This is a genomic window from Bacillus cereus group sp. Bce041 (genome assembly GCF_052646455.1).
On sequence record NZ_JBQXON010000002.1, the window covers coordinates 1,043,367 to 1,057,444 of the forward strand.

Below are 14,078 nucleotides of genomic sequence, written 5' to 3' on the forward strand. Positions count from 1 at the left end.
GAGATGAAAGAATGAAAAAAATGCTTATATTTGGTGGTATTATTATCGCCTTGTTTGCGGCAATTTTCGCTGTAACACAAATGGAAGAAAAAAACGCTTCGACTAGCCAAAAAATTGATAATGCTACTGGTAGTCAAACAGATGGTCCTGATTACTACACAAATAAAATCTCACTTTCAGATCTTCAAAAGAACTTAAAAGAGAAAAAAGAAGAAACAGTATACTTTTATCAAACATCTTGCGTTCATTGCCAAAAATTATCTCCTGTCGTAGTGCCAATGGCTAAAGACTTGAACGTTGATATGAAAGTTATGGATATTGAAAAATTAGATGTTCCTTGGGATGAATATAAAATTCAAGGTACACCAACAATCATTCATTTTAAAGATGGCAAAGAAGTGAGCCGTATTAGCGGTGAACAGCCGAAAGACAAATTAAAAGAATGGCTTGAACAAACGAAAAAGTAACGAGAAAAGGAAACTCCTTCTACACATGAAATGGGCGTAAAATCCCACACTAAGGTATAAGGAGGGGGTTTTATGCCAGAAGTAAGATGTTCTGTTTCCAACTGTTCTTTTTGGGGACAAGGTAACTTTTGTCAAGCAAGTGCGATCATCGTTCAGCCTGATGCAGATGAAACTGGTCAAACTGAAAATGATTCATATACAGCTGCTGTTTTAACAAACGAGACGCTAGAAAGTTCTGTAGCAACGAGTGTAGAGACTTGTTGTCATACATTTAAGCCTAGATATTAACAATTATTCCACCTCATATACGTGAGGTGGTTTTTTCTTTCCCTCTTCTTGTTTACGTCATCTCTAATTCTCCCTATAATAAAGTTAACATTTTTATGAATACGAAGGTGAAATACTATGGCTAAAACAATTGCAGATATCGCCAAATTGGCTGGAGTTGCAAAAAGCACAGTCTCTCGTTACTTAAACGGCGGATATGTAAGTGATAAAACAAAACTTAAAATCGAAGGTATTATTCAAGAAACAAATTTCTCTCCCAATACATTTGCTCAAAGTTTAAAAGCAAAAACAACAAATTTAATTGGTGTCATCATCCCCCGATTAGACTCCTTCGCTACAATGAAAACACTTATCGGGATCGATAAAACATTACAGGAAAATAACTATCAAATGCTTGTAGCAAATGCAAATCAAACAACCGGAACTGAAATACAAGCAATTGAAAACTTTATAAAACAAAAGGTAGCTGGCATTATTTTATTAACAAAAACATTGACGAATGAACATCAAAAAATTATGGCTAATTCAAACATCCCTATTTTATTCGTCGGGCAAGAATATAAAGATCAATATTGCCTCGTTCACGATGATTATGATGCAGCTTATGAGTTAGGGGCATACGTTTTATCGCAAGGCCATCGACATATTGCCTATTTAGGGATAGAAAAAGATGATATTTCTGTTGGAATAAATCGAAAAAATGGTTTTCAAAAAGCAATTGAAAATTTAGAACCGACTTGCAACGTTTCATATTACGAAACAACTTTCCGCATAGAAGATGCCATGAAACAAGTACAACATATTTTAGATAATAATCGCCCAACTCTTATCGTATGTGCTACAGATAACATCGCTCTTGGCGCAATGAAAGTCATTCACTCCCACTCTCTTTCTGTACCAGGTGATATTTCTGTAACAGGATTCGGTGGATATGATATTTCAGAAATGGTACACCCTAGTTTAACGACAATTGCGTTTGACTATGAGTATGCTGGAAAGCTTGCTGCCACTTCTCTTTCACAGCTTGTTGAAAACAAAACTATACCAAAAATATTACACTCTCGTTATACATTAAAAATCCAAGAAAGCGTTGACAAAATATAAAGGCGCTCTATAATAAAATTAAAACCGGTTCCACATTTTAAAAACAGGATTTTCAACATCATTTCCCTGTTTTTTATTTTAACTTTTTGCGGAACCGGTTCCACAAAAAATATAGTAAGGGGGAATTTTTATGGATATGAAACACATTGCAACTCAAGTAATACAGAATATTGGTGGAAAGGAAAACATTGTGCGTGCCACACATTGCGCGACTCGCCTTCGTCTTACATTAAAGGATGATACGAAAATAAACGCTGCAGAAATCGAAAACATCGATGGAGTAAAAGGTGCTTTTGCAACGACCGAGCAATATCAAATTATTTTTGGAACTGGCATAGTAAACAAAGTATATGATGAATTCTCAAAACTAATTGGAATAGCTGAACTAGATTCTACAACATCAAACGATATACCTAAGAAAAAAATGAATCCTGTCGCCCGCCTAGCCAAGACACTATCTAATATTTTTGTTCCAATTATTCCAGCTATCGTTGCAAGCGGTTTACTTATGGGTCTACTCGGAATGTTGAAAGCGTTTAAATTAGTTCCTGGAGATCACTCACTTATCCAATTACTTGATATGTTCTCAAGTGCAGCTTTCATCATTTTACCTATTTTAATTGGAGTTAGTGCCGCTAAAGAATTTGGTGGAAACATTTTCTTAGGTGCAGTTGTTGGTGGTATATTAACTCACCCAAGCTTAACAAATCCTTGGACTCTTTCAAATGCAAAACCCACTGTTTTACATTTCCTTGGTATGGATATTGATATGATTGGCTATCAAGGTACTGTTTTACCTATTTTATTATGTGTATATGTTATGAGTACAATTGAAAAAGAACTTCGAAAACGTGTTCCGAACTCTTTAGATTTATTAGTTACACCATTCTTAACAATTATTATAACTGGCTTTTTATCACTTATTATTATCGGACCAATTGGATATAAAATCGGTGACGGCATTACGTACCTTTTAAATACAATTTATCAATTTGCAGGACCAGTAGCTGGACTTATATTCGGTGGATTGTATTCAACAATCGTTCTTACTGGCTTACATCATAGTTTCCACGCTATTGAAGCGGGCTTACTCGCAAATAAAGATATCGGTGTCAATTTCTTACTCCCTATTTGGTCAATGGCGAACGTTGCACAGGGCGGTGCTACTTTAGCTGTCTATTTCAAAACAAAAAACAAAAAAACGAAAGAAATTGCAATTCCAGCAGCAGCTTCAGCATTTTTAGGAATTACAGAACCAGCTATCTTTGGTGTCAATTTAAAACTTGGTAAACCATTTATTGCAGCAGCTATTGGCGGCGCAATTGGAGGCGCTTACATTGTTTGGATGCAAGTAGCGGCTAATGCATACGGTTTAACAGGTATTCCGATGCTTACAATTGTTGCACCTCTTGGCATGATGAACATGATTCACTATATAATTGGTTTCGCTATTGCAGTTATCACTGCTTTTGTTGCCACATTCATTTTATATAAAGAAAGTAAATAATAACGGGGTGAAAACCTATGTCAAAATATAAAACAATACTGCAATCTAATAAAGACGAATTACATTCTTTATATGAAATTGCAAACCAAGATTCATGGAAACCAATTTATCATATCCACCCACCATTTGGATTAATGAATGATCCTAACGGTGTATCATACTACAATGATGAATATCACGTTTTTTATCAGTGGTATCCATTTGGTCCCATTCATGGAATGAAGCATTGGGGGCATGTGAGGTCAAAAGACCTTATTAACTGGGAGCGTATGCCTGTAGCCATCATCCCTACTGAAAGCTATGAATCACACGGTGCATATTCTGGTAGTGCTATCGTAAAAGATGGCCTTCTTCATCTACTTTATACAGGGAATATAAAAAAACCTGATGATTCCCGTGATGCAAAACAATGTATGGCAACAATGGATTCACAATATAAGATGACGAAATATAGTAATAATCCTGTTATTGATATAATTCCTGACGGATATACAAAACATGTACGTGATCCAAAAGTCTGGAAACATAATGATATGTACTATATGTTACTCGGTGCCCAACGTGAAAATAAAACAGGAACTCTATTACTATACAAATCACAAGACCTATACAATTGGCATTTCCAAGGCGAAATTACAACAAACTTAAAAGAATTCGGATTTATGTGGGAATGCCCCGATTACTTCCAATTATCAGGGAAAGATGTACTTCTCTTTTCACCGCAAGGAATTGAAAAAGACGGAGAAAACTTTCACAATGTATACAATGTCGTTTATGCTATAGGCCATTTCGATATTAAAAATTTATATTTCCATGTTGATTCCTATTACGAAGCTGATAAAGGATTCGATTTTTATGCACCTCAAACTTTAGAAGACTCTACTAGTCGTCGCCTATTGTTTGCTTGGGCAGGATCAAGTGAAATCACATATCCTTCTGATGATTATATGTGGGCTCATTGCCTAACACTTCCACGTGAATTAACATTAGAAGATAACATCTTAAAACAAAAACCAGTTTCAGAATTAACAAAACTACGAACAACAAAAAAAGACATTTCAGGAGATATAACAGCTGGATTAAATGTATTATCAACGCTTGATGATGAAGACTCCTATGAATTAATTGTTACACTTAAAACAGAAGATGCAAAGCGTTTTGGTCTTTCTCTCTTCCACAATGAGGAGGAATGTTTCCCCATTACATTTAATCGGGAACAAGGTACTATTTCTATAGACAGGGGCAACTTCTACCATCAATTTGGCAGAGAATATGGATTTGAACGCTGTAAAAAAATCGATATTCAAGATACGATAGAACTACAAATATTTGTAGATAAAAGCATCGTGGAAATTTTCTTATACGATGGTTCAACAGTCTTTACGTCCCGAGTTTTTCCTCGAAAAGACATGAAACATCATATCGCAATCTTTTCAGATGCAAAACTAAACTTTACCATCACACAATATAAGCTGAAAAGAGGGATTGTATGAGAAATGTCTTTTGTATAGGTGAACTATTAATTGATTTTGTTTGCCGAAATACTAATGTTTCTTTAGTAAACGGTTCAGATTTCGAAAAAAAAGCTGGTGGAGCACCCGCTAACGTTGCTGCTGCGATTACAAAATTAGGTGGACACGCTACATTTATGGGGCAAGTAGGAAACGACCCATTTGGTGAGTTTCTTGAACAAACTTTACAGCGTGCGCAAGTCGATACATCCATGCTCATAAAAGATAAACAAACAACACTTGCATTCGTATCCATCGATCAAGATGGCGAACGTGATTTTACTTTTATGCGTGGTGCAGATGGTGAATATCAATTCAATAGCATTGATTTATCAAAAATACAAACGAATGATTTAATACATTTCGGTTCAGCGACAGCTTTACTATCAAGCCCATTAAAAGAAACGTATTTTCAGTTGTTACAATATGCGAAAGATAAAGGGCATTTTATTTCTTTTGATCCAAATTATCGAAGTGCACTCATTACAAATACAGAACAATTCTCTCAAGACTGTCTAACCTTTATAAAACATGCACACTTCGTAAAAGTAAGTCAAGAGGAAGCTACTATGCTCTCTAAAGAGAGTGATTTACAACAAGCTGCACTCAAATTATTAAATTATGGCGCAAAAGTAGTAGCTATTACACTTGGAAAAGACGGTACCCTTCTTGCGACAAATGAAGGTCAAACTATTGTCTCTTCTATTTCCATTCAACAAGTCGATACAACTGGTGCTGGTGATGCTTTCGTTGGAGCAATGTTATATCAGATTGCCCAAAGTGAACATACACTTTCGTATCATTTCAAAGACTTAACAGCATTTATCTCCTTTGCAAATAAAGTAGGCGCTATCACATGTACAAATTACGGTGCAATTGCCTCTCTTCCATCATTAACAGATATAAAAGCATACGATTAATCGTATGCTTTTTTTACATCCCTCTCCAAAAATCATGCATAATAAAAAAGTACAAAATAACGAGAACGGCCGTCCCGCATAGGGTAATGCGCCGATATATACTCTTCTCTCCTTCCCTCGCTTTCACAAACGCCCAAATAAATCCGAAGAACAATATTAAATCAACATATGGAACATAAAAAGAAAAGACGAGAAACGCATATAAATACACGATAAATAAACAGGTCGTTACTAAGAAAACTTTAAACGCAAATTCACTTTTCATAATATAACCGCCCCCTATCTGTACTGTATTATATTCAGCAAAATACAATAGTTGCAGTTAAACTCCAAGTATAAATAAGCTACCGTCTATAATACGGTAGCCATTACGGAACATTGTATTTCCGTTTATATATATTACTTAAAATCGAAGAAGGAATTTGCTCGTAACGAACTTTCTCTCCTGTTTCATCTATAATATACGAATTGTTTCCTATATAATATATTCCATCTTTTCGTTTTGAGTACACTGGATATCTTTCATTTGGCAATACCGTTTTCACTTTCGTTAACTGTCCATTTGGTTCTTGCCAATATATATCCGCGCGGTCTACTAGCGTAAGTACTCCAATTTGTTCTTCTTCTATTTTTCGACCATTCCAGCTCACAACGCGATAACCAAGCTTATTCGCTTCATATTCGGGGCTCGTATGAAAACGAGAAATGATTACTTTTGTTTGTAATTGTACTCGGTCATATAACCATTGTATATCCCTGTCATGCATACGAATACAGCCATTTGATTCCCTACTTCCAATCGTCCATTCCCGGTTCGTCCCGTGAATTGCATATTCATTCTTATCTAGTCCAAGCCACCTCGTACCAAGAGGGTTATTCGGTGCACCCCCAGGTATTTTTTTTCGATGGTATTCTTTATTTTTAAATTTAGTTATAATACAAAAATTACCTTCAGGCGTAGGTGTACGATCTCTTCCAGTCGTTACTGGAAATGTTTTTGTGTAATTTCCATTTTCAAAAAAAGACAACTGGTTCGTCGTAAGATTTACTAATATTAAATGATCTGTATTAGCAAAAGCACTAACCGGTAGGATGAAAAATAATAGTATGATGAAACATAACTTTTTCAGCTATACCCCCCCTAGCGCTCCCTATAATAAGTGGAATTAACATTACTTTGCTCTTATAAATGAAAACTATCCATTTACAATAACGCCCCCATTTACATGTATCATTTGCCCAGTAACATAGGATGAATCACCAGATGCCAAGTATACGTATGCCGGCGCTAATTCATATGGTTGACCAGGCCGTTGCATCGGAACATTGCTCCCAAACTGAGAGACTTTCTTCTCATCAAAGCTCGATGGAATAAGCGGTGTCCAAATCGGGCCTGGTGCAACACCATTTACCCGAATCCCTTTTTGCACTAACGATTGAGAAAGTGATCTTGTAAAAGCTACGATTGCTCCTTTCGTTGCGGAATAATCAATTAACGTTTCATTTCCTTCATATGCAACGATAGATGCCGTATTTATAATGACATCCCCTTTCTTCAAATGAGAAAGGGCTGCTTTCGTAACGTGAAAATAAGAAAAAATATTAATACGAAATGTTTTTTCTAGCTGTTCTGCTGTAATATACTCTAGCCCTTGCTGCGGATATTGCTGTGCAACGTTATTCACTAAAATATTTAAACTACCTAACTGCCGGGCGGTCTCTTCCACAATATCTTTACAATGCTGTTCATTACTCAAATCCCCCGGCAACAATACACACTTTACACCTTCTTTTTCAACACGTTGTTTCGTCTCATTTGCATCTTCTTCCTCATCTAAATAAGCAATCGCAACATTTGCTCCCTCTTTTGCAAAAGCGATGGAAACTGCTCGTCCAATTCCGCTATCTCCTCCCGTAATTAACACATTCTTCCCTTTTAACTTTTCACTTCCTTTATAGTTTGCATCTTCAAACTGCGGAAGGGGGCTCATTAATGATTCAATACCTGGCTGCTTATTTTGATGTTGCGCAGGCATTGTTATAAAGTTTTTTTGCTGTGGCATAGCCGCTTTCAACTCCTTTTCCTTAGCATGTGCACAATAAAAAGCTGAAATTCACACATCGTTTTACGATTAATATTCGAATTTAAGACACAAAATATGAATTGTTATAAACTTTTTATGCAAAACTATTGCAAAATAGATAAAAAACGAATATTATATATAACTGTTGTGAAAATTATTCGTAAACAGAAAGGATGTTTATATGTTTAACCTTTCAAAACATAAAACTTCTATTAAAACTGAAATTATGGCAGGTATTATTACCTTCTTAACAATGGCATATATCATTGTCGTAAACCCTGTTATCCTTGGAGATGCAGGTGTTCCATTTGAACAAGCATTTACAGCAACAATTATCGCTGCTGTTGTCGGAACATTATTTATGGCAATCTTTACAAACTTACCAATCGCAATCGCGCCAGGTATGGGATTAAATGCTTACTTCTCTTACTCTGTTGTAAAAGCGCATGAAGGCATGACTTTCGCAATTGCATTCTCTGCTGTATTCGTAGCAGGTATGATTTTAATTTTGTTATCATTCACATCTTTCCGTACAAAATTAATGGAAGCAATTCCTGAAAACTTAAAACATGCAATTACTGCTGGTATCGGTCTTTTCATCGCCTTTATCGGTTTACGTTTAACAGGTATCGTTACAAAAAATGATGCAAACTTAGTTGGACTTGGTGATCTTCACTCTGCTCCAGTTCTACTAGCATTGGCTGGGCTTGGAATTACTATTGTTCTTATGTCTTTAAATGTAAATGGCGCACTATTTATTGGTATGCTATTAACTGGTATTATCGCTTTCTTCACAGGACAGTTAACATTCTCAAACGGTGTTACATCAATGCCTGGATTACCAGAAGGAATTATCGTTTCAAATCCAATTACTGCTGTATCTGACGTAATTAACTACGGATTATACGGCGTTGTATTCTCATTCTTCCTTGTTACACTATTCGATACAACAGGTACATTACTTGGCGTTGCACAACAAGGTGGATTTATGAAAGACGGAAAGCTTCCAAAAGCAGGACGAGCTCTTCTATCTGACTCATTCTCAGCAACTATTGGTTCTATGTTCGGAACGACACCATCAACAGCTTACATTGAATCATCTGCTGGTGTTGCAGCTGGTGGTCGTACTGGTTTAACAACTGTTACAGTAGCTGTTCTATTCGCATTAGCAGCATTCTTCGGACCATTAGTAAGTGCTGTTTCTGGTGTATCAGCTATTACTGCTCCATCATTAATTATCGTTGGTAGTCTTATGATGGGTTCAGTTCGCCACATCGATTGGGATGCATTTGATGAAGCATTCCCAGCATTCTTAGTAATCTTAAGCATGCCACTTACATCAAGTATCGCAACAGGTATCGCACTTGGATTTATTTCATACCCACTTATGAAAGTGGCAAAAGGTAAATTCCGTGCTGTTCACCCACTTGTATATGTATTTGGAATTTTGTTTGCTTATCAATTGATATTCTTACCACATTAAAATCTCTCATAAAGAGGGATTTTTTTATACATAAAAAGTAGAGCATCGAAATTCGATGCTCTATTTTCCTTTTTTAAAAGCAATATAAAAAGACTGCAGAGAACTCCATCTCCACAGCCTAATATTTATTTTTGCAAGAACGCCTGCAAATCTGCAAATTGCCTCTTTGCATCTTCATAGCCTTGCTCGTATAAATTTTGTAATTTTGCTGTATCTTTTTCCATACGATCTACTTGAAGCGGTACTTCTGGACGAATAACAAATAAATTCCCAGCTTGTTCTTCTTTTTCAATATAGTGAAGTGTTTCATTATACACTTCATAACGATTTAGCATCGTGTTCACAAGGTTCGGATATTTTTTATAAGCTTTCGCTGCAACCCATCCAAATCTTGATTTTTTCTTTGCGTAACCATGATTTCTCGTTAAAATTACGACTGATTTTTTAAATCCATCTTCCTGTGCTTTACGAACTGGAATTGGATCAGAAATCCCGCCATCTAACAGTTGCTTACCACGATAATTTACTACTGGTGCAATGAAAGGCAATGAACTAGACGCTTGTAATAAATTTAGTGCATCATCATTCGTTCCTTCTTTTTCAAAATAAACAGACTGTCCTGTTTCACAATCCGTCGTTCCTACAAGGAAACGTTCTGGGCTATTAAAGTATGTTTCAAAATCAAACGGCACATGCTTTTCTGGAATTTCATGAAAAATGAAATCCATATCAAATAGCTGACGTTTTCTCCATAAATTTTTATACGATAAATATTTCGGATGTGATGCATAATCAATATTGACCGTTTTATTTCTATTTCTTTGCCTGGAAAGATACGACGCTGCATGACAAGCACCAGCTGATACACCGATTACATATGGAAAATATAAATCTTGTTCCATAAAGTATTCTAATATCCCGCCCGTGTATACACCACGCATACCGCCGCCTTCTAATACTAACCCCGTATTTTCAAGCATGTTACTCTCTCCTCTATATATATTGACTCTTTAATTATTCACCATGTTAAGTATCTTTTTCTATTATATATGAGTTCTTTCAGAAATTATATTTAAAAGTCTTGAGAAAAAGGAGTTTTTTCTTCCAATTATATTTCCAAATGGCCGGAGACATCCTTTATAAACCTTTGAATAAAGTCTTGCTCTTCTTTCGTATATCCATCTAAAAGTAACAACCACTTTTCTTCAGCTTGCTTATGCAATTTTTCATGAGCTTTATATATTTCATTCCCACTCTCCGTTAAGCTGAAGAAGATTTCTTTTTGATTATCTAACATTTGCATCTTCTCAACGAATTGCTTTTGAAACAACTTTGTACAAATTTTAGAGATTGCTCCCTTCGTCATGCCCATTTCTGTCGTAATTGCCTTTACATTCATCAAACCATTTTTTCCGATACATTCGATTACATGTAACTCAGATAAAGACATACTACTTACGCCTGTCTCACGAAGAAACTTCTCATTTTGTCGTTTTAAATGTTCTTCTTTTTTATGCAAAATTGTACGAATGTCCGAAAGTATTTCCATTTGCTTCGTTGCATGCTTCAATCCGTTCGCCTCCTAAGTTTCCAAAGAAACAATTTAACTATATACCATTTTAAAACCATTTTTTCATCTTTACAAGTAAGAAAATCATGTTAAAATAAATTTAGTTTCCGAGGAAACTAAATCACAAGGAGGTTAACATGATGAAAAACTCTAAACTAACTTTTATTTTATATGTTGTCTGTATTAGTGCCTTATTCGGTTCCTTCGCGCAAAATATTTACACACCTATCTTACCGATGATTCAAAATTCTTTTCACACTTCTCTTTATCTTGTAAATATAACCGTTTCACTTTTCACATTCGTTCTTGCAATTATGCAGCTCGTATATGGACCTTTAATTGATACAAAAGGAAGAAAATCTGTCCTTATTCCTAGATTAGTCATTAGTACAATTGGTTCAATCGGATGTGCTTTTTCGGCAAACATTTATTTATTTCTCTTTTTTAGAGCTGTTCAAGCTATAGGAATAGCGGCTATACCTGTAGTTTCAGCAACGATTATCGGCGATTTATTTGAAGGAAAAGAACGCGGAGAAGCGATGAGCCTATACCAAATGTTACTTGCCCTCGCACCTGCAATGGCTCCTCTCATAGGTGGTTATCTTGGCAGTATAAATGGTCACTTATCTGTATTTCTCTTTTTATCTACACTTGGCATTATCTTATTAATTATAAACATTTCACTACTCCCAGAAACAAAGCCAAATATAATTAAACAATCTAAAGCACAAAAGAATTACTCTCTTATCTTAAAAAATAAAACTGGATTTTCTATTACTCTTATTGGCTTCATTCAATTTTGTATTTACTTTTGCTTTCTCGTTTTTTTACCGAGTATTTTAACAAATTCATTTCATTTAACTGTAAATAAAATTGGTCTTATGTTTGTACCAATGTCTCTTTCTATCATGCTAGGAAGTTTTTGCTACAAATTTTTGCAAAAACGCCTCACAACAAAGCAAGCTTTATTTATTACGAGTTTCTTCAATATTATATGTGTCGTTTTATTCTCTTTCACATATAACATCAATATCCCATTTATCATTATCGTTACATCTTTGTACGGTTTTAGTATGGGACTTTCTATGCCAACTCACACCACTTTATTAACAGAAGAATTCGTACAAGAACGCGCAACAGCTATCGGTATGTACAACTTCATCCGCTATCTTGGTATGGGCACAGGGCCACTTATAGGTGGATTTCTTTTATTTAACCAAAATTACTTTTGGATTTTCTTCCTAGGCGCAATTATGTTTTTACTTGTAATCTTATATACAATGAAAATGCTAAGCCTTCATGCTGTACAAAAATTAAAATAGAGCCCCAAAAATGTCGGCTCTATTTTACCCTCTTTGATCCGCAACAATATGAATATCAATATACTTTGTTTGTCTCATAATTTCATTTACAATAGAACCTTTTCGAATTTCTTCCCACCGCGTTCTCGCTGATTGCCCAAGTAAAATTTGTGTTACTTGCAATCTTTTCGCGACTTCAATAATAACATCCGCTGGCTTTCTTCCCTTTGCTTCTTCTAATACAAAACTCGCATCAAATTGATTCGTGAGCGCCTTCCACTCTTCAATCGTCTGCTTTTTTCCAGCTGAAATAGAATCTATATTTTCCCTCTCAACGTTTAATACGTACAATTCAGCATTTAACCGATCAGCCATGCGCCATCCCCGTCGTATTAATTTCTCCGCTGTTGAACTGTATTGTACACAAACGAGAATTTTTTCTTTTACGCCAATCGGTTCTATTACTGTTTGGCTAATTTTCTCGTCCATATCATCCGCAACTTCTCGAAGTGATAATTCCCTAAGTGCTCCTAAGTTATTAAGTGTAAAGAAGTTTTGTAAGCTTTGCTGAATTTTTTCTTCTTTATATATCTTTCCGTCTATTAGTCTCTTCCTTAATACCTCGGGCGTTGCATCAACGAGCTGAATTTCATTTGCTTTTTGTAAAATAAAATCTGGAATTCGTTCTCTTACTTTTACATTCGTAATTTGAGCTACAATATCATGAACACTTTCTAAATGTTGAATATTAAAAGCTGATAATACCGATATACCAGCCTCTAACAATTCCTGCACATCCATATAACGTTTCTTATGTTTAGAACCAGGAACATTACTATGCGCAAGTTCATCCACTACAACTACTTGCGGCGCGCGTTTTTTTATTCCTTCCACATCAAGCTCATAAAATACCTTTCCTTTATACTGTATTTCTTTCAAAGGAAATTTTTCTAAATCAGCAATTGCTTCTTCCGTCTCTTTTCTTCCATGCGTTTCAATTAAACCAATTACAATATCAATTCCATCTTTTTTCATTTCCCTTGCATCAAAGAGCATTTTATAACTTTTTCCTACGCCTGGAGCTGCTCCTACATATAGCTTTAACTTTCCGCGATTTTGCTGACGAATATATTCTAAATATTCCTCTGGCGTTCGCCTTTGAAACTTCGGTTCATAATCATCTGCATACAAAATAAACACTACCTTTCATTCGAAACAACGCTACCTCAATCCATTAGATTGAGGTAGCACTGTTACTATTTCATTAATTTCTGTAATGCCAAATTTAACTTTAAGACGTTTACGCGGGTCTCTCCAAATAAACCAAGCGCAGCACCTTCTGTTTGATCTTTAATCAATTGATTAAGTTTTTCTTTCGGAATATTCGTTAATTTCGAGATGCGATCCACCTGCACCGAGGCCGCCTTTGGACTAATATCAGGATCAAGCCCTGAACCTGAATTTGTCACTAAATCTATTGGTATTTCTGTAACCGGAACAGCTGGATTTTTTTCCTTCCAGTCCGCAATACTTTTCTCTACTCGCTTTGCTAAATCTGGATTAGATGGTGCATAGTTATTTGAACCAGATGCTTCAGCCTTATATTCAATACTAGAAACACGCCCTTGAAAATAACGTGGATCCGTGAAGTTTTGACCAATTAATTTAGAACCAATCACTTCATTTTTATCATTATATATTAGACTTCCATCCGCGTTATCCTTCATTACTGCTTGTGCAATACCAGTAACAATAAGTGGGTATACAAGTCCACACAACACTAGAAATGTAAAAGTAATACGGATAATTGGTGATAGTATACTTTGTTTCTTCTCCATCTTTT

At 35.5% G+C, this 14,078-nt stretch carries 15 protein-coding genes; 8 read left to right on the forward strand and 7 right to left on the reverse strand.

The genetic code is table 11. The features are described from left to right. The first annotated feature begins 11 nt into the window (after nt 1–11). From ACUN13_RS11405 to ACUN13_RS11430, 6 genes are all read left to right on the forward strand, one after another. Nucleotides 12–467: a thioredoxin family protein gene (locus ACUN13_RS11405; RefSeq protein WP_000738436.1), complete on the forward strand. Its 456-nt coding sequence runs from the start codon at nt 12–14 to the stop codon at nt 465–467. Between the two features lie 72 nt (nt 468–539). Continuing rightward, nucleotides 540–755, forward strand: coding sequence for a DUF1540 domain-containing protein (locus ACUN13_RS11410; RefSeq protein ID WP_001115482.1), 216 nt, complete (start codon nt 540–542; stop codon nt 753–755). Nucleotides 756–872: 117 nt separating this feature from the next. Continuing rightward, the gene (locus tag ACUN13_RS11415) at nt 873–1,859 is read left to right on the forward strand and encodes a LacI family DNA-binding transcriptional regulator (protein WP_001140402.1); all 987 of its coding nucleotides are present in this window, start codon (nt 873–875) and stop codon (nt 1,857–1,859) included. A 130-nt stretch (nt 1,860–1,989) separates the two neighbouring features. Then, the gene (locus ACUN13_RS11420; protein ID WP_088345626.1) at nt 1,990–3,366 is read left to right on the forward strand and encodes a sucrose-specific PTS transporter subunit IIBC; all 1,377 of its coding nucleotides are present in this window, start codon (nt 1,990–1,992) and stop codon (nt 3,364–3,366) included. Nucleotides 3,367–3,383: 17 nt separating this feature from the next. Then, the gene (gene scrB, locus ACUN13_RS11425; RefSeq protein ID WP_088345624.1) at nt 3,384–4,859 is read left to right on the forward strand and encodes a beta-fructofuranosidase; all 1,476 of its coding nucleotides are present in this window, start codon (nt 3,384–3,386) and stop codon (nt 4,857–4,859) included. Beyond that, complete coding sequence (locus ACUN13_RS11430; protein ID WP_001246640.1) at nt 4,856–5,797, forward strand: carbohydrate kinase family protein; 942 nt, start codon at nt 4,856–4,858, stop codon at nt 5,795–5,797. Before scrB ends, ACUN13_RS11430 begins: the two co-directional genes overlap by 4 nt. Before the next feature lie 13 nt (nt 5,798–5,810). On the opposite strand, the gene ACUN13_RS11435 is transcribed toward ACUN13_RS11430, so the two are convergent. The 3 genes from ACUN13_RS11435 to ACUN13_RS11445 all read right to left on the reverse strand — a co-directional run bounded on the left by ACUN13_RS11435 (nt 5,811) and on the right by ACUN13_RS11445 (nt 7,860). After that, nucleotides 5,811–6,062, reverse strand: a complete 252-nt coding sequence (locus tag ACUN13_RS11435) for a hypothetical protein (protein WP_000834195.1) — start codon at nt 6,060–6,062, stop codon at nt 5,811–5,813. Nucleotides 6,063–6,165: 103 nt separating this feature from the next. Further along, entirely contained in the window at nt 6,166–6,927 is a 762-nt protein-coding gene (locus ACUN13_RS11440) for a L,D-transpeptidase (protein ID WP_025709928.1), read from the reverse strand. A 66-nt stretch (nt 6,928–6,993) separates the two neighbouring features. Next, nucleotides 6,994–7,860 carry an SDR family oxidoreductase gene (locus tag ACUN13_RS11445; protein WP_001136261.1) on the reverse strand — a complete coding sequence of 289 codons (867 nt, stop codon included), beginning with the start codon at nt 7,858–7,860 and terminating at the stop codon, nt 6,994–6,996. A 202-nt stretch (nt 7,861–8,062) separates the two neighbouring features. On the opposite strand from ACUN13_RS11445, the gene ACUN13_RS11450 reads away from it, so the two are divergent. Continuing rightward, the gene (locus tag ACUN13_RS11450) at nt 8,063–9,364 is read left to right on the forward strand and encodes an NCS2 family permease (RefSeq protein ID WP_000482715.1); all 1,302 of its coding nucleotides are present in this window, start codon (nt 8,063–8,065) and stop codon (nt 9,362–9,364) included. Nucleotides 9,365–9,489: 125 nt separating this feature from the next. Here ACUN13_RS11450 and ACUN13_RS11455 read toward each other — a convergent pair whose 3' ends face one another. Then, a complete protein-coding gene (locus ACUN13_RS11455; protein ID WP_000892681.1) occupies nt 9,490–10,344 on the reverse strand; it encodes a patatin-like phospholipase family protein in 855 nt (284 codons plus the stop codon). 128 nt (nt 10,345–10,472) lie between these two features. Beyond that, the gene (locus ACUN13_RS11460) at nt 10,473–10,934 is read right to left on the reverse strand and encodes a MarR family transcriptional regulator (protein ID WP_445423778.1); all 462 of its coding nucleotides are present in this window, start codon (nt 10,932–10,934) and stop codon (nt 10,473–10,475) included. Nucleotides 10,935–11,074: 140 nt separating this feature from the next. Here ACUN13_RS11460 and ACUN13_RS11465 point away from each other — a divergent pair, with 140 nt between their 5' ends. Continuing rightward, nucleotides 11,075–12,256 (forward strand): MFS transporter, encoded by a 1,182-nt coding sequence (locus ACUN13_RS11465; RefSeq protein WP_445423779.1) that lies wholly within the window; start codon nt 11,075–11,077, stop codon nt 12,254–12,256. Between the two features lie 24 nt (nt 12,257–12,280). Here ACUN13_RS11465 and kdpDN read toward each other — a convergent pair whose 3' ends face one another. After that, nucleotides 12,281–13,435 carry a KdpD-like non-kinase potassium sensor gene (kdpDN, locus tag ACUN13_RS11470; protein ID WP_080480383.1) on the reverse strand — a complete coding sequence of 385 codons (1,155 nt, stop codon included), beginning with the start codon at nt 13,433–13,435 and terminating at the stop codon, nt 12,281–12,283. Between the two features lie 56 nt (nt 13,436–13,491). Further along, nucleotides 13,492–14,073 (reverse strand): K(+)-transporting ATPase subunit C, encoded by a 582-nt coding sequence (gene kdpC / locus ACUN13_RS11475; protein ID WP_000412594.1) that lies wholly within the window; start codon nt 14,071–14,073, stop codon nt 13,492–13,494. Nucleotides 14,074–14,078: the final 5 nt, after the last annotated feature.

What these genes read in the sequence shown, in the direction of transcription:
- ACUN13_RS11420 (WP_088345626.1), top strand. Translation starts at nt 1,990, where the DNA reads ATGGATATGAAACACATTGCAACTCAAGTAATACAGAATATTGGTGGA.
- ACUN13_RS11430 (WP_001246640.1), top strand. Translation starts at nt 4,856, where the DNA reads ATGAGAAATGTCTTTTGTATAGGTGAACTATTAATTGATTTTGTTTGC.
- scrB (WP_088345624.1), top strand. Translation starts at nt 3,384, where the DNA reads ATGTCAAAATATAAAACAATACTGCAATCTAATAAAGACGAATTACAT.
- ACUN13_RS11435 (WP_000834195.1), bottom strand. Translation starts at nt 6,062, where the DNA reads ATGAAAAGTGAATTTGCGTTTAAAGTTTTCTTAGTAACGACCTGTTTA.
- ACUN13_RS11415 (WP_001140402.1), top strand. Translation starts at nt 873, where the DNA reads ATGGCTAAAACAATTGCAGATATCGCCAAATTGGCTGGAGTTGCAAAA.
- kdpC (WP_000412594.1), bottom strand. Translation starts at nt 14,073, where the DNA reads ATGGAGAAGAAACAAAGTATACTATCACCAATTATCCGTATTACTTTT.
- ACUN13_RS11445 (WP_001136261.1), bottom strand. Translation starts at nt 7,860, where the DNA reads ATGCCACAGCAAAAAAACTTTATAACAATGCCTGCGCAACATCAAAAT.
- ACUN13_RS11405 (WP_000738436.1), top strand. Translation starts at nt 12, where the DNA reads ATGAAAAAAATGCTTATATTTGGTGGTATTATTATCGCCTTGTTTGCG.
- ACUN13_RS11455 (WP_000892681.1), bottom strand. Translation starts at nt 10,344, where the DNA reads ATGCTTGAAAATACGGGGTTAGTATTAGAAGGCGGCGGTATGCGTGGT.
- ACUN13_RS11465 (WP_445423779.1), top strand. Translation starts at nt 11,075, where the DNA reads ATGAAAAACTCTAAACTAACTTTTATTTTATATGTTGTCTGTATTAGT.
- ACUN13_RS11410 (WP_001115482.1), top strand. Translation starts at nt 540, where the DNA reads ATGCCAGAAGTAAGATGTTCTGTTTCCAACTGTTCTTTTTGGGGACAA.
- ACUN13_RS11450 (WP_000482715.1), top strand. Translation starts at nt 8,063, where the DNA reads ATGTTTAACCTTTCAAAACATAAAACTTCTATTAAAACTGAAATTATG.